The 24,591-nt window shown below is 63.4% G+C and carries 22 protein-coding genes; 18 read left to right on the top strand and 4 right to left on the bottom strand.

Annotation, left to right across the window (positions count from 1 at the left end):
* Positions 1-50: 50 nt before the first annotated feature.
* The 7 genes from lysS (at position 51) to B3M58_RS03810 (ending at position 6,499) form a co-directional block, all read left to right on the top strand.
* Positions 51-1,568 carry a lysine--tRNA ligase gene (gene lysS / locus B3M58_RS03840; protein ID WP_296217246.1) on the top strand — a complete coding sequence of 506 codons (1,518 nt, stop codon included), beginning with the start codon at positions 51-53 and terminating at the stop codon, positions 1,566-1,568.
* A 117-nt stretch (positions 1,569-1,685) separates the two neighbouring features.
* Positions 1,686-2,399, top strand: a complete 714-nt coding sequence (locus B3M58_RS03835) for a TetR/AcrR family transcriptional regulator (RefSeq protein ID WP_296217245.1) — start codon at positions 1,686-1,688, stop codon at positions 2,397-2,399.
* An 84-nt stretch (positions 2,400-2,483) separates the two neighbouring features.
* Complete coding sequence (locus B3M58_RS03830; protein WP_296217244.1) at positions 2,484-3,035, top strand: hypothetical protein; 552 nt, start codon at positions 2,484-2,486, stop codon at positions 3,033-3,035.
* Positions 3,036-3,067: 32 nt separating this feature from the next.
* Complete coding sequence (locus tag B3M58_RS03825) at positions 3,068-4,363, top strand: flavohemoglobin expression-modulating QEGLA motif protein (RefSeq protein ID WP_296217243.1); 1,296 nt, start codon at positions 3,068-3,070, stop codon at positions 4,361-4,363.
* A 191-nt stretch (positions 4,364-4,554) separates the two neighbouring features.
* On the top strand, positions 4,555-5,301 hold the full coding sequence (locus B3M58_RS03820) for a TIGR00266 family protein (protein ID WP_296217242.1): 747 nt from the start codon (positions 4,555-4,557) through the stop codon (positions 5,299-5,301).
* Positions 5,301-6,182 carry an alpha/beta hydrolase gene (locus B3M58_RS03815; protein WP_296217241.1) on the top strand — a complete coding sequence of 294 codons (882 nt, stop codon included), beginning with the start codon at positions 5,301-5,303 and terminating at the stop codon, positions 6,180-6,182. Before B3M58_RS03820 ends, B3M58_RS03815 begins: the two co-directional genes overlap by 1 nt.
* Positions 6,179-6,499 (top strand): hypothetical protein, encoded by a 321-nt coding sequence (locus B3M58_RS03810; protein ID WP_296217240.1) that lies wholly within the window; start codon positions 6,179-6,181, stop codon positions 6,497-6,499. Before B3M58_RS03815 ends, B3M58_RS03810 begins: the two co-directional genes overlap by 4 nt.
* 140 nt (positions 6,500-6,639) lie before the next feature.
* Here B3M58_RS03810 and B3M58_RS03805 read toward each other — a convergent pair whose 3' ends face one another.
* The 3 genes from B3M58_RS03805 to B3M58_RS03795 all read right to left on the bottom strand — a co-directional run bounded on the left by B3M58_RS03805 (position 6,640) and on the right by B3M58_RS03795 (position 8,557).
* Entirely contained in the window at positions 6,640-7,428 is a 789-nt protein-coding gene (locus B3M58_RS03805; protein WP_296217239.1) for an OmpA family protein, read from the bottom strand.
* 49 nt (positions 7,429-7,477) lie between these two features.
* A complete protein-coding gene (locus B3M58_RS03800; protein ID WP_296217238.1) occupies positions 7,478-7,912 on the bottom strand; it encodes a DUF4398 domain-containing protein in 435 nt (144 codons plus the stop codon).
* 300 nt (positions 7,913-8,212) lie between these two features.
* On the bottom strand, positions 8,213-8,557 hold the full coding sequence (locus B3M58_RS03795; protein ID WP_296217237.1) for a pilin assembly protein: 345 nt from the start codon (positions 8,555-8,557) through the stop codon (positions 8,213-8,215).
* Positions 8,558-8,745: 188 nt separating this feature from the next.
* Between B3M58_RS03795 and ppc the strand changes: the two genes are divergently transcribed.
* The 7 genes from ppc (at position 8,746) to B3M58_RS03760 (ending at position 16,388) form a co-directional block, all read left to right on the top strand.
* Positions 8,746-11,382, top strand: coding sequence for a phosphoenolpyruvate carboxylase (ppc, locus tag B3M58_RS03790; RefSeq protein WP_296217236.1), 2,637 nt, complete (start codon positions 8,746-8,748; stop codon positions 11,380-11,382).
* Positions 11,383-11,631: 249 nt separating this feature from the next.
* On the top strand, positions 11,632-12,279 hold the full coding sequence (gene adk, locus B3M58_RS03785) for an adenylate kinase (protein WP_296217235.1): 648 nt from the start codon (positions 11,632-11,634) through the stop codon (positions 12,277-12,279).
* Between the two features lie 239 nt (positions 12,280-12,518).
* The gene (gene tsaB / locus B3M58_RS03780; RefSeq protein ID WP_296217234.1) at positions 12,519-13,199 is read left to right on the top strand and encodes a tRNA (adenosine(37)-N6)-threonylcarbamoyltransferase complex dimerization subunit type 1 TsaB; all 681 of its coding nucleotides are present in this window, start codon (positions 12,519-12,521) and stop codon (positions 13,197-13,199) included.
* Positions 13,200-13,313: 114 nt separating this feature from the next.
* The gene (locus tag B3M58_RS03775) at positions 13,314-13,655 is read left to right on the top strand and encodes a hypothetical protein (protein WP_296217233.1); all 342 of its coding nucleotides are present in this window, start codon (positions 13,314-13,316) and stop codon (positions 13,653-13,655) included.
* Positions 13,655-14,515, top strand: a complete 861-nt coding sequence (locus tag B3M58_RS03770; protein WP_296217232.1) for a DUF72 domain-containing protein — start codon at positions 13,655-13,657, stop codon at positions 14,513-14,515. The genes B3M58_RS03775 and B3M58_RS03770 overlap by 1 nt, the downstream gene beginning before the upstream one ends.
* The gene (locus B3M58_RS03765) at positions 14,512-15,219 is read left to right on the top strand and encodes an extensin family protein (protein WP_296217231.1); all 708 of its coding nucleotides are present in this window, start codon (positions 14,512-14,514) and stop codon (positions 15,217-15,219) included. The genes B3M58_RS03770 and B3M58_RS03765 overlap by 4 nt, the downstream gene beginning before the upstream one ends.
* 413 nt (positions 15,220-15,632) lie before the next feature.
* The gene (locus tag B3M58_RS03760; protein WP_414704045.1) at positions 15,633-16,388 is read left to right on the top strand and encodes a class I SAM-dependent methyltransferase; all 756 of its coding nucleotides are present in this window, start codon (positions 15,633-15,635) and stop codon (positions 16,386-16,388) included.
* 42 nt (positions 16,389-16,430) lie between these two features.
* Here the strand turns inward: B3M58_RS03760 and B3M58_RS03755 are convergent, their stop codons facing one another.
* A complete protein-coding gene (locus B3M58_RS03755; protein WP_296217230.1) occupies positions 16,431-17,081 on the bottom strand; it encodes a TetR/AcrR family transcriptional regulator in 651 nt (216 codons plus the stop codon).
* A 91-nt stretch (positions 17,082-17,172) separates the two neighbouring features.
* Between B3M58_RS03755 and B3M58_RS03750 the strand changes: the two genes are divergently transcribed.
* From B3M58_RS03750 to B3M58_RS03735, 4 genes are all read left to right on the top strand, one after another.
* Positions 17,173-18,276: an efflux RND transporter periplasmic adaptor subunit gene (locus tag B3M58_RS03750; protein WP_296217229.1), complete on the top strand. Its 1,104-nt coding sequence runs from the start codon at positions 17,173-17,175 to the stop codon at positions 18,274-18,276.
* A gap of 5 nt (positions 18,277-18,281) precedes the next feature.
* Positions 18,282-21,362, top strand: coding sequence for an efflux RND transporter permease subunit (locus B3M58_RS03745; protein ID WP_296217228.1), 3,081 nt, complete (start codon positions 18,282-18,284; stop codon positions 21,360-21,362).
* A 546-nt stretch (positions 21,363-21,908) separates the two neighbouring features.
* Entirely contained in the window at positions 21,909-23,348 is a 1,440-nt protein-coding gene (locus B3M58_RS03740) for a sodium:solute symporter family protein (RefSeq protein WP_296217227.1), read from the top strand.
* 1,116 nt (positions 23,349-24,464) lie between these two features.
* Positions 24,465-24,587 (top strand): hypothetical protein, encoded by a 123-nt coding sequence (locus B3M58_RS03735; RefSeq protein ID WP_296217226.1) that lies wholly within the window; start codon positions 24,465-24,467, stop codon positions 24,585-24,587.
* Positions 24,588-24,591: the final 4 nt, after the last annotated feature.

The raw sequence follows: 24,591 nt of genomic DNA, 5'->3' as shown, positions 1-24,591 counted from the left end.
GCATCGCTGCGCTCAGCACCAACCTACGATCACAGGACAGACGGACGACCATGAGCGACCAACAACTCGACCCGCAAGCCCTTTCCCACGAAGACCGGCAACAGGAAGAAAACAAGCTGATTGCCCTGCGCAAGGAAAAGCTTGCTGCCGTGCGTGAGCAGGGTAACGCCTTCCCGAATGATTTCCGCCGTGACAACTACTGCGCGGACCTGCAGAAACAGTACGCCGAGAAGACCAAGGAAGAGCTGGCCGAGGCCGCCATCCCGGTCAAGGTCGCCGGGCGCATCATGCTCAACCGCGGTTCGTTCATGGTGATCCAGGATATGAGCGGGCGCATCCAGGTCTACGTCAACCGTAAGACCCTGTCCGAAGAAACCCTGGCCGCGGTGAAAACCTGGGACATGGGCGACATCATCGCCGCCGAAGGCACCCTGGCGCGTTCCGGCAAGGGCGACCTGTACGTCGAGATGACCAGCGTGCGCCTGCTGACCAAATCGCTGCGCCCGCTGCCGGACAAGCACCACGGTCTCAGCGACACCGAGCAGCGCTACCGTCAGCGCTACGTCGACCTGATCGTCAACGAAGACGTGCGCCAGACCTTCCGCGTGCGTTCGCAAGTGATCGCGCATATTCGCAGCTTCCTGATGCAGCGCGACTTCCTCGAAGTGGAAACGCCGATGCTGCAGACCATTCCCGGCGGCGCGGCGGCCAAGCCGTTCGAGACCCACCACAATGCGCTGGATATGGGCATGTTCCTGCGCATCGCGCCGGAGCTGTACCTCAAGCGCCTGGTGGTTGGCGGCTTCGAGAAAGTCTTCGAGATCAACCGCAACTTCCGTAACGAAGGCGTTTCGACCCGGCACAACCCCGAGTTCACCATGCTCGAGTTTTACCAGGCCTACGCCGACTACGAAGACAACATGGACCTGACCGAGGAACTGTTCCGCGAGCTGGCCCAGCTGGTTCTGGGGACGACCGACGTGCCGTATGGCGACAAGGTGTTCCACTTCGGCGAGCCGTTCGTGCGCCTGTCGGTGTTTGATTCGATCCTCAAGTACAACCCTGAGCTGACCGCCGCCGACCTGAACGACATCGACAAGGCCCGCGCCATTGCCAAGAAAGCCGGTGCCAAGGTGCTCGGCTTCGAAGGTCTGGGCAAATTGCAGGTGATGATTTTCGAAGAGCTGGTCGAGCACAAGCTGGAGCAGCCGCACTTCATTACCCAGTACCCGTTCGAAGTCTCGCCGCTGGCCCGTCGTAACGACGACAACCCCAACGTCACCGACCGCTTCGAGCTGTTTATCGGTGGCCGCGAGATCGCCAACGCCTACTCCGAGTTGAACGACGCGGAAGACCAGGCCGAGCGCTTTATGGCGCAGGTGGCCGACAAGGACGCCGGTGACGACGAAGCCATGCATTACGACGCCGACTTCGTGCGTGCCCTCGAATACGGCATGCCGCCGACCGCCGGTGAAGGTATCGGTATCGACCGTCTGGTGATGCTGCTGACCAATTCGCCGTCGATTCGCGACGTGATTCTGTTCCCGCACATGCGCCCGCAGGCCTGACGGTCTGACTAACAGCCGCCTTCGGGCGGCTTTTTGTTATCTGGCGATGGATTTATGCTGCGGATTACGGCCTAACCGATAGGCCGTTTGTTGATTGCCTGAGAGGACCGTCCTGCCGTGACCCGTACGCCTGTTCCAGACAGCGCCACTCATGTGGCCAACGCCGTCGCCGAAAGTGTTCAGTACCAGGGGCGCAAGGCCAGCCGCCAGGGCAGTGAGCAGCGTCGCCAAGCGATTCTCGATGCCGCCATGCGCATTATCGTGCGTGACGGTGTGCGCGCCGTGCGCCACCGCGCGGTGGCGGCGGAGGCCGAGGTGCCGCTGTCGGCGACCACCTATTACTTCAAAGACATCGACGACCTGATCACCGATACCTTCGCCCAGTTCGTCGAGCGCAGTGCCGCGCATATGGCGAAGTTCTGGAGCAGCACCCAGGGGCTGTTGCAGGAACAGGTCAGCCGGCTCGATGGCAGCGCCGAGGCGCGCCGCCGGCTGGCGGACGAGATCGCCCGGCTGGCGGTGGAGTATGTGCGCCATCAATTGCTCACCCGCCGCGATCATCTGCTGGCCGAGCAAGCCTTTCAGCAGGAAGCCTTGCTCAACCCGCGCCTGCATGCGTTGGTGCGCGCCCATCGGCAGATTCTCCAGCAGGGCGTGACGCAGTTCTTCGATGTGCTGGGTTCGCAGCAGCCCGAACAGGATGCCAAGCTATTGACGGCCATTATCGTGCGGATGGAGTATCAGGGCCTGCTCGATGGCGTTGAGCAGTTGGACAACGAAGGTATGTTGGCCATCCTTAAACGTTATATGCATTTGGTGTTGGGGCTGTAAGCCGCGTATGAACCCCGCCCCGGCGGGGTTTGTCTTAATGGATAGTTGCAGGCGGAGTCGAACCGTGTTCACAAGGAGAGCGAAATGAAAGCCTGGCGCGTAGTGGTCGCCTTGTCCTTCCTGCTGTTGAGTGGTTGCCTGGTTACCTTCAAAGATCCCATTCCAGCCAACGAGGCGGCGCCAATTCCGCTGCTCGGCGAGTGGGCGCGCAAGAACGAATGGGGCGAGCAGCTGTACCTGGACGTCAGCCGCGCCGGCTCTAACGTCTATAAAGCCAAGACGTATGTGGATAACCCGGACAACCTCGACAGCCTCGAGGAATACGGTTTCACCGTGGCCCACCATGGCCGGCGCTGGTACCTGTCGGCGGGGCTGCCGAAGCGTCTGGGGGCGAATTTCGCCATCGCCGGCTTTGAGCTGACCGCGGATAACGAGTTGGTGATCTACAACCTCGACGTCGACCGTATCCTGCAAGAGCTCGAACTGGGCAGCCTGGACGGCGAAATCGTCGAGATGCCGCAGGGCGACGGTGTCCTGATCAGCAGTCCGCTGGACCAAGTCTTCGCCTATCTGGACGATCAGGCCAACTCGGATGTCTTTATCGAAGTCGCACGCTACCAGCGCGTGGGCCAATAATCCTGCGTGACCCGCGCTGCAATGAGGGGCCGATGAATAGCTACAGAGAGTTGGACGACTATCAACTGATCGTGCGGGCGCTGTCCGACCGCATTGTCGAGGCGCAGACGCCGATCCGCGTGCTGGATGCGGTGAAGTGGGACGACAACGTCCGCCAAGGTTTCCTCAAGCACAAAGGCAAGGAGTTGCCGGCGGTCGACCGAGCCTACTACGACAGCCGGCCGCTGGCCTTCGATGCGGCGGCGAAGAAGCTCGAATTGCAGAACATCGAGCGCGATATCACCCGCCAGCTCGGCCAGTTCAACCCGGTCGGGCAGATCATGCGACGCATGTGCCGCGAATACCGCATGGTTATCCGCATGCTCGAAGCGCGCGGCACCGCGGACTTCGGCCTGATCTCGCAAGAACTCTACGGCGCCGCCTCGGACGCTTTTCATGCCGGCGACCCGACCCTGGCCGACCTGGGTCTGATGTTTTCCGACTTCCTGAATAACATCGACAAGCGCGGCGACCTCAAGGACGAGCCCAAGACCCTCACCGCCAAGGATGCCGTACAGCTGCTGCAAAGCCGCCTGAACCTGGTGTTTGGCGAGGAGGAGGGCACCATCCGCGTGTTCGAGTCCGACGGCATCCTCGCCGATGCCGCGGCCGGCGCCGACTACATCAAGATCCGCGCCGACGCGATGTTCAACGAGCGCGACGTCAAGGCCCTGGAAGTGCACGAAGGGCTGGTGCATGTGGCGACCACGCTCAACGGCCAGAATCAGCCGATCTGCACCTTCCTGGCCAAGGGCCCGCCGTCGTCCACGGTGACCCAGGAAGGTCTGGCGATCCTCATGGAGGTGATCGCCTTCGCGTCCTACCCGACCCGCCTGCGCAAGTTGACCAACCGCACCCGCGCCATCCACATGGCCGAGCAGGGCGCGGACTTTCTTCAGGTCTGCGACTTCTATCGCGAGCAGGGTTTCAGCCTGGAAGACAGCTACAGCAATGCCAGCCGGGCGTTTCGCGGCTCCAGCCCGACGGGCCTGCCCTTCACCAAGGATCTGTCCTACCTGAAGGGTTTCATCATGGTCTACAACTACATCCAGCTGGCGGTGCGCAAAGGCAAGCTGGAGCAGATTCCGCTGCTGTTCTGCGGCAAAACCACCCTCGAAGACATGCGCACCCTGCGCCAGTTGGTCGACGAAGGCCTGGTGAGCGCGCCGAAATACCTGCCGCAGCAGTTCCGCGACCTCAACTCGCTGTCGGCGTGGATGTGCTTCTCCAACTTCCTCAACCACCTGAGTCTCGACCGGATCGAAGCCGACTACGCGAATATTTTGTGACGGTTCGTTGAGCGCAGCATCGGTCAGCCAAGGAGCCAGAGCGTAGGGCGGACTTGCCGCAAGGCTAGTCCGCCAGGTAAAGCGCCAGCGGTGGACAAGACGGCGTTGTGTCCGCGCCCTACGCTTCGGCATAACACTGCCGCCCGGAGGCAATCCGTGGCCGCCGTCACCCGCACAGCCAGGAGGCCTGCATGCCCAGCCACCAACTCGACTACGAAATCCTCGGCGCCTCCGCGCAGAGTGTGGAAATCATCCTCGATCCAGGCGAAACGGTAATCGCCGAAGCCGGGGTGATGAACTACATGACCGAGGGCGTGCGTTTCGAGACGCGCATGGGCGATGGCGCGGCCAGCGGCGTGCTGGGCAAGCTGTGGAGCGCCGGCAAGCGCATGCTCACCGGCGAGTCGCTGTTCATGACGCACTTCTCCAATGCCGGCAAGAGCCAGGCGCGGGTGGCGTTCGCCGCACCGTATCCGGGCACCGTGGTGCCGATTGCGTTGGCCGAGGTTGGCGGTAGCTTGATCTGCCAGAAGGACGCGTTTCTCTGCGCGGCCTACGGCACGGCGGTCGGCATCAGTTTCAACAAGCGCCTGGGCGCCGGCTTCTTCGGTGGCGAGGGTTTTATCCTGCAAAAGCTCGAAGGCGATGGCCTGGCCTTCGTGCATGCCGGCGGCACGGTGATCCGCAAGGAGCTGAACAACCAAACCCTGCGCCTGGACACCGGCTGTCTGGTGGCGTTCACCAGCGGCATCGACTACGACATCGCCCTAGCCGGCGGCCTGAAAAGCATGCTGTTCGGCGGCGAGGGCATTCTTCTGGCGACGCTCAAGGGCAGCGGTTCGGTGTGGATTCAGAGTTTGCCGTTCTCGCGCCTGGCCGAACGCATCTACGAGGCCACCTTCAAGGCGCGCGAGGAAGTGCGCGCGGGCGGCAAGTGATGCGCGGCTGGCTGTTGCTGGTTGCGAGCCTCTGTCTGCAAGGCTGTAGCGAACTGCTGTTCTATCCGGAGCGCGGCCTGGCGTTCACCCCGGAACGGGCCAAGCTGGAGTACCGCGACCTGTATCTGCAGGCGGCCGATGGCACGCGCCTGCATGCCTGGTGGTTGCCGGCCAAGACCGGGGTGCCGGTCAAGGGCACCGTGCTGCACCTGCACGGCAACGGCGGCAACTTGGCCAGCCACCTGGGCGGTAGCTGGTGGCTGCCGGAGCAGGGTTATCAGGTGTTGATGCTGGATTACCGTGGCTATGGCCGGTCTGCGGGGACGCCGAGCCTGCCAGCGGTGTACCAGGACATCGACGCGGCGTTTAACTGGTTGCAGCAGGCGCCGCAGGTGCAAGGCATGCCGCTGTTTGTCCTCGGGCAGAGCCTGGGCGGGGCGTTGGCCGTGCATTATCTGGCCGAGCAGCCGCAGCAGCGTGCGCGGTTGACCGCGCTGGTGCTCGATGGCGTGCCGGCCAGCTACCGCGATGTTGGCCGTTTCACCCTGAGCAACGCCTGGTTGACTTGGCCCTTGCAGGTGCCGTTGAGCTGGCTGGTGCCGGATGGCGACAGCGCCATCCGCGCCGTTTCGCACCTCAAGGGCTTGCCGCTGCTGATCTATCACAGCATCGACGATCCGCTGGTGCCCCTTTCCAATGGCGTGCGCTTGTATCAAGCTGCGCCGCCGCCGCGGGTGTTCCAGCCGACTCGCGGTGGGCACGTGCAAACCTTTGCCGACCCGATCTGGCGCCAGGTGATGCTGCTGTTCATGAGCGATCCGCGTGGTTTCACCGGCCTGCGCCGTTTGGCTGAAGTTCCCCATCCTGAGAGCCCACAATGAGTGAACGTAACCCTATTCCCCTGATCCTCACCGGTATCGGCAGCATCTGCGCCACCGTGGCCGTGCTGGGGTTCTATGGCTATCTGCATATCGCCAAACCGGAAGATGCGCTGCTGCTGTCTAACTTCACCATGCTCAAAACCGTGCCTGGCGAGGATTACAAGGTCTCGCTCAAACCAGCCAACCAGGTGGCACAGTGCATCGACGGGGTGCTGGTGCTGTTCGACCTGGAGCAGAAGGGGTTGACCGGCGTACTGGTTGACCAGCGCAAGCAGGCGGTGCGCTGCATGAGCGAAGAGCCGCCCGCCGCTCCGTGATGCGCTGCTCGCGCCGGCGTACGGCTCGGTTTCAAGCTTCTGCCACAACCGCAGGACTGCTCGTGCAACGCGTAACGGAATAAACGCCCAAAAAAAGCCCCACCGAAGTGGGGCTTGTGCAGTTGGCAACCAGGCTTGAATTAGCCTTGGCTTGCCGTGGTGCGCGGTGCAACCGGTTGGCTGTCGTTGGAAATGGTCACTTCGACGCGCCGGTTCATGGCCCGTCCAGACGATGTTTCATTGCTCGATACCGGATATTCCATGCCATAGCCCTGGGCGACGATGCGCTCCGGGCCGACCCCCATTTTCACCAATGCCATGCGTACCGAGTTGGCGCGCCGCTCGGACAGACTGAGGTTGTAGGCGCTGGAGCCGGTGCTGTCGGTATAGCCCTCGACGATGGCCTTACGGTCTGGGTTCTCCTGCAAGAACTGCGCGAGCTTGTTGACGTTGGCCATGCCGCCGGGCTTGAGCTCCGCGCGGTTCAAGTCGAACAGCACATCGCCGAAGGTCACCAGCGTGCCGCGTTCGGTCTGTTTGGCGTTCAGGCTGTTTTGCAGCTGCTTGATCTGTGCATCGCGGGCCTCCAGGCGCGCCTGAGCGCGCTGTGCAGACGCCTTGCCGAGGTTCTGTTCGGCGGTGCGCAGGGCGATGGTCTGCTTGGCGACTTCGACGCGCTGGTTGGTCAGGTAGGCCAATTGGTCGACGTTGCGCTCATCCTCGTCGTTGCGAAAGGCTTGCTCAGCCTTGTCCAGCATGTCGCTGGCATCCTTGGTTTCCAGGGCGGCGACCTTGCTGGCCTGCGGGTTCGTCTGCAAGGTGGAATAGTTGCTGCGCGCCTGCTCCAGGTTGACGTTGGGCTGCGAAGAACAGGCAGCGAGGCCTACGCTCAAAGCCAGCAGGGCGGGGATCATCACGTGATTACGCATGGTTTGGTCATCCTTTATCAGTTAGCGGAGTCAGTGTGCGATAGCGGTGTCAGCTACCGGGGCTTACGGCCGGTTGCGTGCCGCGCATACTTTCCTCGCGCAATTCCTCGATGCCTTGCTGGGCATCCTGTAGGGCTTTTTCGGCTTTGGCCGCTTGCGCCTTGCGCTCTGCCAGACGGGCATCCCACTCGGCCTGTTCGGCCAGGCGCTTGGCCTGCACGTAGTTGCTGTCGTGCAGTTGCAGCTCGGCTTGCTTGAGCTTGTCCTGGGCCGCCTGCATTTCCACGGCGGCGAATTCGACGCCGCCGGCACTGACGGCGCTATTCACTGCCGCTTGCGTCACGGCGAGCTGTTCGCTCGGTGGGTTGCCGGCGCAACCGGCGAGCAGCAGGCCGCTGCCGATGGCCAGTGCGGCGAGTTTCCAGCCGGGCAGTTGGGTACGCGGTTTTGCGGTGGTGTTGATGATCATGGTGTTCAACTCCATTGGTAATTTCCTGGTACTCATTTGGTTCCCATGATGGTCACCAGCCAGCGCTTGATCCGGTGCGGCGAACCCATTTGCACTGAGTGGCAGATGGGTTTTTCGGCGACCAGCGGTCGGCGCGGCATGTTGGTGTGAGTCCAGTGAACGTATAAACGTTCAGAAAAAATTACATTTAATGGAGAAAAATTGCAGCGCAATGGCTTTATCTCGTGAAATTTCGCAATCTGCTGAGCGAAATTTCGCACGCCTACGACAGACGCCTCCAGGGGCTGGAGGCGCAGGAAGAAGGCGTGGAGTGGCTCAGTGGGCAGCGCTGTCTTGCTGGTGCATCAATTCATGCAGGTATTTGCGCGAGAGGGCGAGAAAGCGTGGTGTCGGCCCGATGTCTTCATACAACGGATCACCCTGCTCATCGGTTGCGACCACCTGGCTGCCCTTGACGTAGGGCAGGCTGGCTTCGAGCTCCTCAAGGGCGGAGCCGATCAACTCCCCGAGAAGCACCTCGGGGCTGCGCTTGGGGTACATCTCGCTGAGTGCGGCGAGGCGTGCGGCGGCTTCCAGATCGAGGTGGATCTGGTATTGGTTACGGGTCAGGCGACCCTTGGCATTCTGTTCCCAATGGCGAACAAGCTCGCGAATTTTCATGACTACCTCGTCCCTTGCCGGCTCGTGGCAGGCAACTGTGCGATGGAGTGAGTGGGGCAGAGCCTTTTGGACTCTGTCTTGTATAAGACTAGACCGCTGGCGCGTGCAGGAGGTTCGCTGTCGCGCGCTTGTAAGAATCTGCCGCGCTGGGCACTCTGGCGGTTCACGCATCAATGGAGGCAGCCGGCATGGCGCAAATCGACGCGCGACTGCGCGAGGACGTCCATCAACTCGGCGAGTTGCTGGGTAACACCATCAGCACGCAGCGTGGCGCGGATTTCCTCGCCAAGATCGAGCGCATTCGCAAGGGCGCCAAGGCCGCCCGGCGTGGCTCGGCAGCCGGTGCTGAACAGCTCAACGCGAGCCTCGATCAACTCGATGACGACGAACTGTTGCCCGTGGCGCGCGCCTTCAACCAGTTCCTTAATCTGGCCAATATCGCCGAGCAGTACCACCGCATCCGCCGCCGTGGCGCTGCTGAGCCGGAACCATTCGAAGAGCGAGTGTTGAGTGAGCTGCTGCACCGCCTGCTGGCTAGCGGGCAGTCTGCCGAAGCGTTGGCCCGCCAGGTTGGCCGCCTGGATATCGAGCTGGTGCTGACCGCGCACCCGACCGAAGTGGCGCGGCGCACCCTGATCCAGAAATACGATGCCATCGCCGCGCAACTGGCGGCACAGGATCACCGCGATTTGTCTGCCGCCGAGCGCGCGCGGGTCGGCGAACGCTTGCAGCGCTTGATCGCCGAGGCTTGGCACACCGAGGAGATTCGTCGCAGCCGGCCGAGCCCGGTGGATGAAGCCAAGTGGGGCTTTGCGGTGATCGAGCATTCGCTCTGGCATGCCGTGCCGAATGTCTTGCGCAAGGCCGACCAGGCACTGCATGCGGCCACCGGCTTGCACCTGCCGTTGGCGGCGGCGCCAATCCGTTTCGCCTCCTGGATGGGCGGCGATCGCGACGGCAACCCGAATGTCACCGCCGCGGTCACCCGTGAAGTGCTGCTGCTGGCGCGTTGGATGGCGGCCGACCTGTATCTGCGCGATGTCGATCAGCTGGCGGCCGAGTTGTCGATGCAGCAGGCCAGCCCAGAGCTGCGCGCGGCGGTCGGCGACAGCGCCGAGCCATACCGCAGTGTGCTCAAGCAACTGCGCGAACGCCTGCGGGCCACCCGCACCTGGGCGCAACAAGCCTTGCAGGGGCCTCTGGTTGCGCCGGCCGCGGTGTTGCAGGACAACCGCGAGCTGCTGGCGCCGCTGGAAGCCTGCTACCAGTCGCTGCACGCCTGCGGCATGGGCGTGATCGCCGATGGTCCACTGCTCGATTGCTTGCGCCGCGTGGCGACCTTTGGCCTGTTTCTGGCGCGCCTGGACGTGCGCCAGGACTCCAGCCGCCACGCCGCCGCGCTGAGCGAAATCACCGAGTACCTCGGCCTGGGTCGTTACGCCGAGTGGGATGAGGCGGCGCGCCTGGCGTTTCTGCTGGAGGAACTGGACAACCGCCGGCCGCTGCTGCCGGCGCACTTCAAGCCCAGTGGCGAAACTGAAGAAGTCCTCGCCACCTGCCGCGAAGTGGCGGCGGCCCCAGCGGCCTCGCTGGGTTCCTACGTGATTTCCATGGCCGGGGCGGCCTCCGATGTGTTGGCCGTGCAGTTGCTGTTGAAAGAAGCCGGCTTGCAGCGGCCGATGCGCGTGGTGCCGCTGTTTGAAACCCTCGCCGATTTGGATAACGCTGGCCCGGTGATCGATCGGCTGCTTGGCTTGCATGGCTACCGTGCGCGCCTGCATGGCCCGCAGGAAGTGATGATCGGCTACTCCGATTCGGCCAAGGACGCCGGCACCACAGCAGCCGCCTGGGCGCAATACCGGGCCCAGGAAACCCTGGTGCAGGTCTGCGCTGAGCATCAGGTCGAGTTGCTGCTGTTCCACGGCCGTGGCGGCACGGTAGGGCGCGGCGGTGGTCCGGCGCATGCGGCGATCCTGTCGCAACCGCCAGGTTCGGTGGCCGGGCGTTTCCGCACCACCGAGCAGGGTGAAATGATTCGTTTCAAATTCGGCCTGCCGGATATCGCCGAGCAGAACCTCAACCTGTACCTGGCCGCCGTGCTGGAAGCCACCCTGCAACCGCCGCCAACACCCGAGCCGGCCTGGCGCGAGCTGATGGACAAACTGGCTGCCGATGGCGTGAAGGCCTACCGCGATGTGGTGCGGGAAAACCCGCAATTCGTCGAGTATTTCCGGCAGGCCACACCGGAGCAGGAACTTGGGCGTTTGCCACTGGGCAGCCGTCCGGCCAAGCGTCGCGAGGGCGGCGTGGAGAGCCTGCGGGCGATCCCGTGGATCTTCGCCTGGACCCAGACACGCTTGATGTTGCCGGCCTGGCTGGGCTGGGAATATGCCCTGGCCAATGCCTTGGCGCGCGGTGAAGGTCAGTTGCTCGGGCAGATGCGCGAACACTGGCCGTTTTTTCGCACGCGCATCGATATGCTGGAAATGGTTCTGGCCAAGGCCGATACGGCGATTGCCAGGCTCTACGACGAGCGTTTGGTCGAACCGCCGCTGCGCGCGTTAGGCGCGCATTTACGCGACCTATTGTCGCAGGCCAGTGCTGCGGTGCTCGGTTTGACCGGCCAGTCGCAGCTTCTGGCCCATAGCCCCGAGACCCTCGAATCGATCAGTGTGCGCAACACCTACCTGGACCCGCTGCACCTGCTCCAGGCCGAGTTGTTGGCGCGTTCACGGCAGCGTGAAAACCAAGCCGACAGCCCTCTGGAACAGGCTTTGTTGGTCAGCGTTGCGGGGATCGCCGCCGGCTTGCGCAATACCGGTTGAAACACCCTGTATCAGGTGTTTTTCGTGCGCCGCCAGATGCCCGGAAAGCCGGCTCGGGCGGGCTCGGCGCAGGTCCGATGGTCGCAGGTTTATCCGACTTTCGGTGGCTTGTGCGGTGGGGGTGCGCTGTGTATCTTGAGCGGCCTTCTGGCAGTCTGACGCCCGCGTACAGTGCTGCTGAAACCATTCTGAGATTGGCCCCATGAGGCGAGTCCGACGATTACTACTTAAATCTTGAGGAGCACATCGATGCGCGTGATTCTGCTGGGGGCGCCCGGTGCCGGCAAAGGTACCCAGGCTGGTTTCATCACCAAGAAATTTGCTATTCCGCAAATCTCCACAGGCGACATGCTGCGCGCGGCGGTCAAGGCCGGTACCGAACTGGGCCTGGTCGCGAAAAGCGTCATGGACAGCGGTGGCCTGGTGTCCGATGACCTGATCATCAACCTGGTCAAGGAACGCATCGCCCAGCCGGATTGTGCCAATGGTTTCCTCTTCGATGGCTTCCCGCGCACCATTCCGCAGGCTGAAGCCCTCAAGCACGCCGGCGTGGTGATCGACCACGTGGTGGAAATCGCCGTCGACGATGAGGAAATCGTCGGCCGCATCGCCGGTCGCCGTGTGCACGAGGCCAGCGGCCGCGTCTACCACATCGTTTACAACCCGCCGAAAGCGGAAGGCAAGGACGATGTCACCGGCGAAGACCTGGTGCAGCGCAAGGACGACACCGAAGAGACCGTGCGTCATCGCCTGTCGGTCTACCATTCGCAGACCAAGCCGCTGGTGGACTTCTACCAGAAGCTGGCTGCCGCTGACGGCACGCCAACGTACAGCGCGATTGCCGGCGTTGGCTCGGTGGACGAGATCACCGCCAAGGTACTGGCCGCGCTTAGCTAAGCTCGCCTGTGCAGTGAACAACGGCCCGCTTTGCGGGCCGTTGTCGTTTCTGGGCAGCGTCTAGCCCGTGCCAGTTCCTCGTGTCGGTTGCGCGCGGGGCGGCTCCAATTGCGGCATACCCGCACAGCTGCGCGCACTGGACAGCCTGTCCGTCTTGTCGCCTGGTGGGCCGCACCGGTGGCAAAAAAGCCGGCAAACCGTTTTAATGCCCGCCCCTTTGTTGTCCGACTGTGAGCCCGATGACCACTCTGCTGGCCCTGGATACCGCCACCGAAGCCTGCTCCGTCGCTTTGCTGCATGACGGCCAGGTGCTCAGCCACTACGAGGTGATTCCGCGTTTGCATGCCCAGCGCCTGCTGCCGATGATCCAGCAATTGCTGGCCGAGGCCGGAGTACCGCTGGCGGCGCTGGATGCCATTGCGTTCGGCCGTGGCCCGGGGGCGTTTACCGGCATACGCATTGCCATCGGTGTGGTGCAGGGCTTGGCGTTTGCCCTGGAGCGGCCGGTGCTGCCGGTGTCCAACCTCGCCGTGCTGGCCCAGCGCGCCCAGCGTGAGCGGGGTGTCAGCCAAGTGGCTGCGGCCATCGATGCGCGCATGGATGAGGTCTACTGGGGCTGCTACCGCAGCGAGCAGGGCGAGATGCGCCTGGCCGGTAGCGAAGTCGTGTTACCGCCGGAGCAGGTTTGCCTGCCGCGCGATGCTGCGGGCGAGTGGTTCGGCGCGGGCACCGGCTGGGGCACCTATGCGGCGCGCCTCCCGGTTAACGTGAATGCGCAGGATGCGGCGCTGCTGCCGCATGCCGAAGACCTGCTCAGCCTGGCGCGCTTCGCCTGGGCCCGCGGCGAAGCGGTGAGCGCCGATGAGGCGCAGCCGGTTTACCTGCGTGACAAGGTCGCCACGCCCAAAGCGCCGTTATAAAATCCTTTGGTCGCGCAAGCGAGCACAGATTCCGCTGCTCAATTGCCAAGCCAGGCTGGCGGGGCTAAATTGCCAGCACCTAACCCGTTGGCTAACCACGCCGAGCAGTAACCGATGCGTATCGACGGCTCCATACCTTCCTACTCGCCAGACCGCGGCCCGCGTTCGGGAACGGCCGTCACGCCGTTCCGCGAAGCGCAGCGCGAGGTCGAGGAGCGGCGTGAACAGCCGGCTACGCCTGCGAGCAGTCAAGGTTTCGAGCAAACCCCGCAAGCCCGCCGCGTGCAGGCGTCCAGCGCGAGCACCGACAGCTTGCCCGCGCGCCCGCAGGATCTGGCCTATCCACAAACGCTGAACAACCGCGCCGCCCAGGCCATCGCCAGTTACAGCAGCACCGCGTCCTTTGCCACTGAGTCCGACGCGCAGCAGGTGCTGGGTCTCGATCTGTTCGCCTAGTGCTGCCTTATTTCCTTGGTTGTCCGTCGTGGAACGAGCCCGCCTGGCGCGGCAGTTTCTACCCGGCTGATCTGCGTCCCGCGCAAAGCCTCGATCACTACTGCCGCATATTCAATGCGGTGGAAGGCAACACCACTTTCTACGCCCGGCCCTCGGCCTATACGGTGCAGCGCTGGGCGCAGCGTATGCCCGAGGGCTTTCGCTTCTGCGCCAAGTTGCCGCGCGATATCAGTCATGAGGGCGACCTGCGTGATCAGTTCGCCAGCACCGCACAGTTTCTCGGCCTGCTAGCCCCCTTGGGCGCGCGGGTGGCGCCGCTCTGGTTGCAACTACCGGCGGCGTTCGGCCCGCAACGGCTGGGCGAACTGGCGGCCTGGCTCGATGAATTCTCCGGCCGCAGGATGGCCGTCGAGGTGCGCCACACGGCGTTTTTCGCCAAGGGCGAGGACGAGAAAGCCCTCAATCGCCTGTTGCATGAACGCGGCGTGGAGCGCATCTGCCTCGATTCGCGGGCGTTGTTCAGTTGCCAGTCGACCGATCCGGCGGTGCTGCACGCGCAGGCGAAGAAGCCGCGCTTGCCGATTCGCCCCGCAGCATTCGGCGACAGCCCGCAGGTGCGCTTTATTGGCGGCCCCGACCTGCAAGCCAATCAAGCCTTTCTCCTGCCCTGGGTGGACAAGGTCGCCACCTGGATCGAACAGGGTCTGACGCCCTACGTATTCCTGCACACGCCGAACAATCACCTGGCTGCGGCCCAGGCCCAGCGTTTTCATGGCCTGCTCGCTGAGCGCTTGCCGGGTTTGCCGGCCCTGGCCGAACCGGCCATCAAACCGGCGGCGGAGCAACTGGGTCTGCTATGAAGCCCTTGCGGGTGGTGCGTCGTTCGCTACTGCTGGCGATCCTCCTGGTGCTACTGGCTGTGCCGCTGGCGCTGTATCAGCAGTGGCTTGATGTGCCGCCGCGCTGGAACCCATGGGCGCCGCTGGATATCCGTGACACGCCAAACCTGCTGACCTCGTTCAAGCTCTGGCGCCTGCAAGATGATCCGGCGCTGTGTCAGCAAGCCCTGGCCACCTCGCCGCTGCGATACATGGCGCTGGCCGACAGCGGCCCCACGGCGGCGTGCCCACTGACCGATACCCTGCGCGTGCAGGGCTCGAACGTGACGTTCAGCAGCAGCTTTATCGCCACCTGCCCGCTGGCGGCGGCGTTTGCGCTGTTCGAACGGCATGGTTTGCAGCCGGTGGCGCAGGCGGTCTTCGGCCAGCCGGTTAGCCAGGTCGAGCATGTCGGCAGCTTCGCCTGTCGCACCATTGCCGGCAGTCAACGGCGTAGCCAGCATGCCTCGGCCAATGCCCTGGATATCGTCGGCTTTCGCTTGGCCGATGGTCGGCGCATCAGTGTGCTGCGCGATTGGCCGGGGGGCGGCGATGAAGCGCGGTTTTTACGGCTGGTGCAGGAAGCGGCTTGCGACAGCTTCAATACCACCCTCGGGCCGCGCTACAACGCCGCACACCGCGATCACTTCCACGTCGATATGGGGCTGTTTCGCATGTGCCGCTAGTGTGCCGTCTCGGTCATGACGAGCGGTTGCTGCGCTGTTTGGCACGTGATGCGTTGCATGAGCAGTCAGGCTTTTGTGGGCGTTGTCGTGGCACGCGAAGCGTGCTCAAGACCGCCCCAAGAGCGGCCCCTCCTACCCAGCCAGCGTACGGCGCCGGTGTGCGGATTACTTGTCGCTCTTGCGCGGTTAAAGCCGCATGAGGCGTTGGCGCGAACGGGTACATAGCGGCGAGGCTCTGTTCCAGGTTGCCGCCGCGACTAACCAGCGCAAACATGGCGAACTCGGTGCGCCGGAATACGCCGGGTCTGGCAGAATGCCGCGTCTGTTGGTTATCGGCCGCTTATAGGGGTCGAGTTGAACATTTTTTGAGCACATTTTTGATGAGCGACGCACGGCATATCGGCAACATTCGTATGGAAGCCTTGGCCCCGCATTTGGCCGGTGCGGCCGCCGAGTGGGCTGCGCGGCTGGCGCTACCGTTGGCGGGCGAAGCGCAATTCGCCATGCAGCTGGGCGAGGCGGGCTTGCAATTGGTCGAGTTGGGTCCGCAGGCACCTGGGCCGGTGCGGGTGGATTTCGTCGAGGGCGCGGTGGCGCATCGACGCTTATTCGGCGGTGGCAGCGGGCAGATGATCGCCAAGGCGGTCGGCGTGCAGCCGGGCATCCGCCCGCGGGTGCTGGACGCCACTGCCGGGTTGGGCCGCGATGGCTTCGTGCTCGCCAGCCTGGGTTGCGCGGTGACGTTGATCGAGCGTCAGCCGCTGGTTGCCGCCTTGCTGGAAGATGGCTTGACGCGGGCGCTGAGGAGTGCCGAGGTAGGCCCTATCGTGGCGCAGATGCGCTTGCTGACCGGCAACGCCATCGAGCTGATGGCGGCCTGGCAGGGCGAGCCGCCGCAGGTGATCTACCTTGACCCGATGTTTCCGCACCGCGACAAAAGCGCGTTGGTGAAGAAGGAGATGCGCCTGTTCCGTCCCTTCGTCGGCGATGACCTGGATGCCCCGGCGTTATTGGCCGCAGCATTGGCGTTGGCCAGCCACCGCGTGGTGGTCAAGCGCCCGCGCAAGGCGCCGGTTATCGAAGGCAGCAAGCCGGGGTATGCGTTGGAAGGCAAATCCAGCCGCTACGACATCTACCCGAAGAAGAAGTTGGACGCCGCAAACGCCTAGGGTGGCTTTAGTCCACGGCTGTTTCAGCGTGCGTTTGGTGGGCTAACACCCGCCCTGCGCAGGCAGATAAGCGCGTACGAACATCGCGACCACGTCTTGCACATGCTGCTCGGCGGCGGCGCCCTCCAGGGGCTCGCCGCAGCCGATCAGCAGGCGGAAGTTGGCGCCGCCCTTGATCAGGCAGAAGAACTGGTCAGCCGCGCCGTGCACATCGGCGATACACAGTTGGCCGGCCGCGTCGGCCTTGCTCAGCAGGCGTTCCATCTCGCTCAGCAACTGCTGCGGGCCGGCCTCGTAGAACATCCGCGAGAGTTTTGGGTCCTGGCTGCCCTGGGTCACCATCACCCGGTGCAGCTCCACCGACTCGCGGCTGTTGATCAGTGTGTGGAAGCCGCGGCCGATATTCAGCAGCACGCTGTCGATCGACACACCGTCCGCCAACTCGAAGAACAGCTCGGGCAGTTGCTCCTCGCACTTGGCCTTCACCGCCGCGGAGAACAAGGTCTCCTTGTCGGTGAAGTGGCTGTACACCGTCAGCTTGGAAACCCCGGCTTCGGCGGCGATGGCGTCCATGCTGCTGCCGTCGTAACCGTTGCGCAGGAACAGGGTTTTCGCCGCGTCGAGAATCGCTTGGCGCTTGGCAAGATCTTTTGGGCGACCTGGGCCGCTGGGCGGTAACAACTTGTTTGGCATTGGCTGCTTTTAATACTGGACTGGTGAGTTTGCTATTTTTACTATACCCGGCAGTATAAGTATTCCAAACCTTCGTGAAAGGTCATTCATCATGTTTCGCCATGCCTTGTCCGCCGCTGTTCCTCTCAGCCTGATCGCGTTGCTCGCTGCCTGCGGCAATGGCGAACCGGTCGCGCCCTCCATCCGCCCCGCCATGGTGGTGCAGCCGCAACCGGCTGCCGAGCTGATGGACACCTATCCGGGTGAGGTGCGTGCGCGGCTGGAGCCTGAGCTGGCGTTCCGCATTGGCGGCAAAGTGACCAAGCGCCTGGTCGAGGTCGGTCATCATGTGCGCAAGGATCAGCCGCTGGCCGAGCTGGACCCGCAGGACGTACGCCTGCAACTGGAGGCCACCCGCGCTCAGGTCGCGGCGGCCGAAGCCAACCTGCAACTGGTGCGCGCTGAGCGCGACCGCTACAAAAAATTGCAGGAGCGCAACCTGGTCAGCCGCTCGCAGTACGACAACGCCGAGAACCTTTACCGTTCCGGTGAAGCGCGGCTGAAGCAGATCAAAGCCGAATTCAAGGTCGCCAATAACCAGGCCGGTTACGCGGTGCTGCGCGCCTCGCAAGAGGGCGTGATCGCTCGGCGCATGGTCGAAGTCGGCCAGGTCGTTGCCGCTGGGCAAACCGTGTTCATCCTGGCCGCCGATGGCGAGCGCGAAGTGTTGATCAACCTGCCGGAGCAGGCGTTCGAGCGCTTCAAGGTCGGCCAGGCAGTGTCAGTCGCGTTGTGGTCGCAGCCAGACCAGCGCTTCCCCGGGCGGATTCGCGAAATGTCGCCGTCGGCCGATCCGCAGTCGCGCACCTTCGCCGCCCGCGTGGCCTTTACCGAAGGCAAGGTGCCGGCCGAGCTGGGCCAGAGCGCGCGGGTGTTCATCGCCCACGACGGCGAAGTACCGCTGGCGGTGCCGCTGTCGGCGCTGACCGCGGAAAAAGGCCAGCCCTATGTCTGGGTGGTCGACCCGCAAGATTCCACGCTCAAGCGCACCCTGGTGCGTGTCGGCGCCTATGGCGAGAAGAGCGTGCCGGTGCTGGAAGGCCTGCAAGCTACCGACTGGGTGGTGGCCGCCGGGGTGCAGGTGCTGCGCGAAGGCCAGCAAGTGCGTCCGGTCGACCGCGATAACCGCGCGGTCAAACTGGCGGCCAAGGAGTAGTCCCGATGGATTTCAACCTGTCCGCCTGGGCGCTGCGCAATCGCCAGATCGTGCTCTACATCATGCTGCTGCTGGGTATCGTCGGCGCCATCTCCTACACCAAGCTGGGCCAGAGCGAAGACCCGCCGTTCACCTTCAAGGCCATGGTGGTGCGCACCAACTGGCCGGGGGCGAGCGCCGAGGAAGTCGCGCGGCAGGTCACCGAACGCATCGAAAAGAAGCTGATGGAGACCGGCGAGTACGACAAGATCATCTCCTTCTCGCGCCCAGGCGAATCCCAGGTCACCTTCATTGCCCGCGATTCGATGCATTCCGAGGAGATTCCCGACCTCTGGTACGAGGTGCGCAAGAAGGTCGGCGATATTCGCCACACCTTGCCGCAGGGCATCCAGGGGCCGTTCTTCAACGATGAATTCGGCACCACCTTCGGCAATATCTATGCGCTGACCGGCGACGGTTTCGACTACGCCGTGCTCAAGGACTACGCCGACCGCATCCAGCTGCAATTGCAGCGGGTCAAGGATGTCGGCAAGGTCGAGCTGCTCGGTCTACAGGACGAGAAGGTCTGGATCGAGCTGTCCAACACCAAGCTGGCCACCCTCGGGTTGCCCTTGGCAGCGGTACAGCAGGCGCTGGAAGAACAGAACGCCGTGGCCGCGGCCGGCTTCTTCGAAACCACTTCCGATCGCGTGCAACTGCGCGTGACCGGGCGTTTCGAGTCGGTCGAGGAAATCCGCAGCTTCCCGATTCGGGTGGCCGACCGCACCTTCCGCATCGGCGATGTGGCCGAGGTCAAACGCGGCTTCAACGATCCCCCCGCGCCGCGCATGCGCTTTATGGGCCAAGACGCCATCGGCCTGGCCGTGTCGATGAAAGGCGGCGGCGACATTCTGGTGCTCGGCAAGGCGCTGGAAGCCGATTTCGCCCGTTTGCAGGAAACCCTGCCGGCCGGCATGCAGCTGCGCAAGGTTTCCGACCAGCCGGCGGCGGTGAAAACCGGAGTCGGCGAGTTCGTCCGCGTGCTCACCGAAGCGGTGATCATCGTACTGCTGGTGAGCTTCTTCTCCCTGGGGCTGCGCACCGGCCTGGTGGTGGCGCTGTCGATCCCGCTGGTGCTGTCGATGACCTTCGCCGCCATGTATTACCTGGGCATCGGTCTGCACAAGATTTCCCTCGGCGCGCTGGTATTGGCGCTGGGCTTGCTGGTGGACGACGCGATCATCGCCGTGGAGATGATGGCGATCAAAATGGAGCAGGGCTACGACCGCCTCAAGGCGGCCAGTTACGCCTGGACCAGCACCGCGTTCCCCATGCTTACCGGCACCCTGATCACCGCCGCCGGCTTCCTGCCGATCGCCACCGCGCAGTCCGGCACCGGCGAATACACCCGCTCGATCTTCCAGGTGGTGGCGATTGCCCTGTTGGTGTCGTGGATCGCCGCGGTGGTCTTCGTGCCGTACCTGGGCGCCAAGCTGCTGCCGGACCTGGCCAAGTTGCATGCCGCCAAACACGGCGGCAGCGCCGAGGGCCATGACCCGTATTCGACTGCGTTCTACCAGCGCGTACGGCGGGTGGTGGAGTGGTGCGTGCGGCGGCGCAAGACGGTGATCCTGCTGACGCTCGGCCTGTTCGTCGCCTCGATCCTGCTGTTCCGCTTCGTGCCGCAGCAGTTCTTCCCGGCCTCCGGGCGCCTGGAGCTGATGGTCGACCTCAAACTCAGCGAAGGCGCTTCGCTGGCCGCCACCGAGGAACAGGTCAAACGCCTGGAGCACCTGCTCAACGAGCGCGAGGGCATCGACAACTACGTGGCTTATGTCGGCACCGGCTCGCCGCGCTTCTACCTGCCGCTGGACCAGCAATTGCCGGCCGCCAGCTTTGCCCAGTTCGTGGTGTTGGCGAAAAGCATCGAAGAGCGCGAGAAAATCCGCAGCTGGTTGATCGATACCGTCAGCGAGGAATTCCCGACTCTGCGTACGCGTATCTCGCGCTTGGAAAACGGCCCGCCGGTCGGCTATCCGGTGCAGTTCCGCGTGTCCGGCGAACACATCGAGGAGGTGCGCGCCCTGGCGCGGCAAGTGGCCGACAAGGTGCGCGAAAACCCGCACGTGGCCAACGTGCACCTGGATTGGGAAGAGCCGAGCAAGGTGGTGCGCCTGAATATCGATCAGGAACGTGCGCGCGCCCTGGGCGTGAGCACCGCCGACCTGTCGCGCTTCCTGCAAAGCTCGCTGACCGGCTCGCCGGTGAGCCAGTACCGCGAAGGCAACGAGCTGATCGAAATCCTCCTGCGCGGCACCCTCAGCGAGCGCCAGGAACTGGGTCTGCTGCCGAGCCTGGCGGTGCCCACCGACAACGGTATGAGTGTGCCGCTGTCGCAGATCGCCACCCTGGAATACGGCTTCGAGGAAGGCATCATCTGGCACCGCAACCGCCTGCCGACCGTCACCGTGCGCGCCGATGTGTATGGCCAGGAGCAACCGGCGGGGCTGGTCACACAGATCCTGCCGACCCTGGAGCCGATCCGCGCCGAGCTACCGGACGGCTACCTGCTGGATGTCGGCGGTACGGTGGAGGACTCGACGCGCGGGCAGAAATCGGTCAACGCTGGCGTGCCGCTGTTTATCGTGGTGGTGCTGACCTTGCTGATGTTGCAGCTGAAAAGCTTCTCGCGCTCGGCCATGGTGTTCCTCACCGCGCCGCTGGGCTTGATCGGCGTGACCCTGTTCCTGCTGATCTTCCGCCAGCCGTTCGGCTTCGTCGCCATGCTCGGCACCATCGCCCTGTCCGGGATGATCATGCGCAACTCGGTGATTCTGGTCGACCAGATCGAGCAGGACATCGCCTCGGGCATGGACCGCTGGCACGCGATTATCGAAGCCACCGTGCGGCGCTTCCGGCCCATCGTGCTGACCGCCCTGGCGGCGGTGTTGGCGATGATTCCGCTGTCGCGCAGCGTGTTCTTCGGGCCGATGGCGGTGGCGATCATGGGCGGCCTGATCGTCGCCACGGCGCTGACCCTGCTGTTCCTGCCGGCGCTGTATGCCGCCTGGTTCCGCATCAAGGAAGTGGAGCGTCAGCCGGGTTGAGTAAGGCGGTTGACGATGTAAAAAGCCAGACGCTCGCGTCTGGCTTTTTTATGCCGGGCTGCTTTCGCTCAGCCTGTAGCGGCCTTGGCCGCGAATGGACGCCGCTCATACCGGCTTACTCGCGGCACGCGCCCTGCGAGGGCTATGTAGGGTGGGTTGAGCAGGGCGATAGCCAGGCGCTTGTTTGTCTGTCTGTTTGATGGCTAGCGCTGCGCTCAACGCCTCCCTGCACATTCGCTAGCCTGGCCGCCCCGTGCGTACTGCTGTCAAAAATATGCTACTCACTTGTTTTGTCGAGCAGCTTTAATCGCAGTAATTACAGCCTGTTACACCAGTTGTTAGGGCATGTTTCAGATAAATGTGCAGACATTTCGTCGTTTTTGTTTGACATATTTTACGTATTTGCCAGACTGCGCGACCTTGGACGGGCGCGTGCAGTTACCCGCCATGAATGCTCATAACAAAAACCTGTAGCCCACCGTTCCTTCCTGCGCAGCCTGCGTGGGTCACGCATGCGGCGGGCTGACGTCTGTGGAACGGGAAAACATGCTGATCTGGTTCGTTGCGCTCTATCTGCTGGTCACCGTGGGCATCGGCTTCTACGCCGCCACGCGAGTGAAGAACTCCCGCGACTTCGCCGCCGGCGGTCGCAGCATGGGCTTCCCCATCGTCGCCGCCATGGTGTTTGCCACCTGGTTCGGCTCCGAAGCGGTGCTGGGCATTCCCGCCACCTTTATCGAAGAAGGTTTCGCCGGGATCATCGAAGACCCGTTCGGCTCCTTCGGCTGCCTGATGCTGGTCGGCCTGATCATCGCCCGCCCGCTGTACCGGATGAACCTGCTGACCATCGGCGACTACTTCCGCAAGCGCTTCGGGCCGAATGTCGAGCTGATCATCAGCCTGGTTATCGTGGCCTCCTACCTGGGCTGGATCGCCGCCCAGCTGACCGCCCTCGGCCTGGTGTTCAACGTGATCTCCGACGGCGCCATCAGCACCACCCAGGGCATGTTCCTCGGCACCTTTATCGTGCTGCTGTACACCCTGTTCGGCGGCATGTGGTCGGTGGCCCTGACCGACTTCTTCCAGATGATCATCATCGTCGGCGGCCTGGTCTACCTGACCTGGCTGATCGGCGACATGGCCGGCGGCGCCGACAAGGTGATCGCCCACGCGGCGAGCTCAGGCAAGTTCACCGTTATCCACGGCTTCGAGGCCAAGGACATCGTCGCCTTTATCGGCGCGGCGTTGACCATGATGCTCGGCTCGATCCCGCAGCAGGACGTCTACGCCCGCGTGATGTCTGCCAAAACCGAGAACATCGCCGCGCGCGCCTCGATGTTCGGTGCCGGCTTCTACCTGTGCTTCTGCATGCTGCCGATCTTCCTCGCCTACGCCGCCTCGATGATCGACCCGGCGATGGTCCAGCGCTGGCTGGCCGAGGACGCGCAGATGATTCTGCCGCACCTGATCCTGGAGAGGACTCCGCTGTTCGCCCAGATCATGTTCTTCGGCGCGCTGCTCTCGGCGATCATGTCCACCGCCTCCGGCACCCTGCTGGCACCCTCGGTGACCTTTACCGAGAACGTGCTCAAGCGCTTCGTGCCGGTGATGAGCGACCAGCAGTTTCTGTTGGCCATGCGTATCACCATCGTGGTCTGCGCCATCGCCACTCTGAGCTTCGCGCTGTATTCGGATGCGAGCATCTACGAGATGGTCGGCAACGCCTACAAGGTGACCCTGGTCGCCGCGGTGGTGCCGCTGTTCGCCGGGTTGTTCTGGAAGCGCGCGACCACCCAGGGCGCGCTGTTCGCCATCGTCTTTGGTCTGACGTCGTGGATTTACCTGGAGTACAGCCTGACCGACGCGGCCTTCTGGCCGCCGCAACTGGCCGGCCTGCTGTTCAGCTTGGCCGGCATGCTGATCGGCACCTTGCTGCCGCAGTGGAGCCGTAACCGCACGCAGACCCTGGTGACCCAGCCGGAGTAAGGCTGAGCGCTGGATAACAAAACCCCCGCCAATAAGCGGGGTTTTGTTTTTCGGGCCTGGCGAGGGCTTGTGAACACTGTCAGCCCCGTGGGAGGGGCTTTAGTCGCGAGCTGTGCTGTTTTTTGGGGGCTTTGTATACGCCACTTATGTGTTGTTCTGTCTAACGGTTGACTCGCTGCGCTCGCCCTGCGGGCCAGCCTACGGCTGTTACTCCGCTGCGCTGCGTTTCGTCCTTATGGCGGCTCACTTTTGGCAAACGCCCGGATGGCCGGCCCCGCCAAAAGTAAGCAAAAGGTCTTGCCCCTTGCATCCGGGTCTCGCTGCGCTCGACTTGATTCGCTTCGCTCACCCTGCGGGCCAGCCTGCGGCTGTTACTACGCTTCGCTCCGTTTCCTCGTTCCATCATTGCTCCAGGGGCCGGCGTAAAGGGCCGTCCCTGGCCCTTTACGCCTCTCGCCGCATCCATGCGGCTCGCTCCCTTCCACAACGATTCCACTCGGCCTCCTGATGGGGCGTTTCGCGTCGTCTGTGATAACGCAGAACAAACCGTAGGAGCGGGCTTGCCCGCGATGCTTTTGTTTCGGCTTTTCCGCTCTGCCATCCACAAATTGCCCAAACAACGCGATCCCCGAATCCCGTCAGGAGGCTGAGCGTAGGTGCTGTGGAGAGGGGCGTTTGGCATGGATGCCAAACGAGGAACGATGGGTGGGGCCGCCTGGGCCATGGATGGCCCACCGTGACGACCCTCGGAACAGTGCCGGAGCGAGGGGAGTTGAGCGCAGCGAAACCCGGATGCCGGGCGCGCTTTCTCTTTGGTTACTTTCTGCGCGAGTAAAGAGATACGCAGCGAAGCGCAGTAACAGCCAAAGGCTGGCCCGCAGGGTGAGCGCAGCGAATCAAGTAACTCGCCGTAAAGGCGAAAAGGTGATTCACAGTCAATGCATATGCGGCGGGTGTTAGAGACTTGATGGGTATCGCTTCGCTCAACCCATCCTACGAGTCGCGCACTGATAATGAAAACGTGACGTAGTGAACGTTTGGGTTTCCCTGCTCATACCTTTGCGGCATGATCCGGTATCGCTGATGGCTTATTGCCACGCACTGCTGGAGTCAAGGATGGCCCGTCGTAGTAAAACGTCCCCCTTCGAAGACCTGATCTTTATCGCCTCGCGCCTGCCTTGGTGGCTTAGCCTGCTGATCGCTTTGGTTGCCTGGCTGTATTTGCGGATTCCACGCTGACTCG

The sequence above is a fragment of the Pseudomonas sp. UBA2684 genome (assembly GCA_002354655.1).
Classification (GTDB): domain Bacteria; phylum Pseudomonadota; class Gammaproteobacteria; order Pseudomonadales; family Pseudomonadaceae; genus Aquipseudomonas.
Note: the sequence above shows the minus strand (reverse complement) of the source record. Positions and strands in the feature narration are given on the sequence as shown.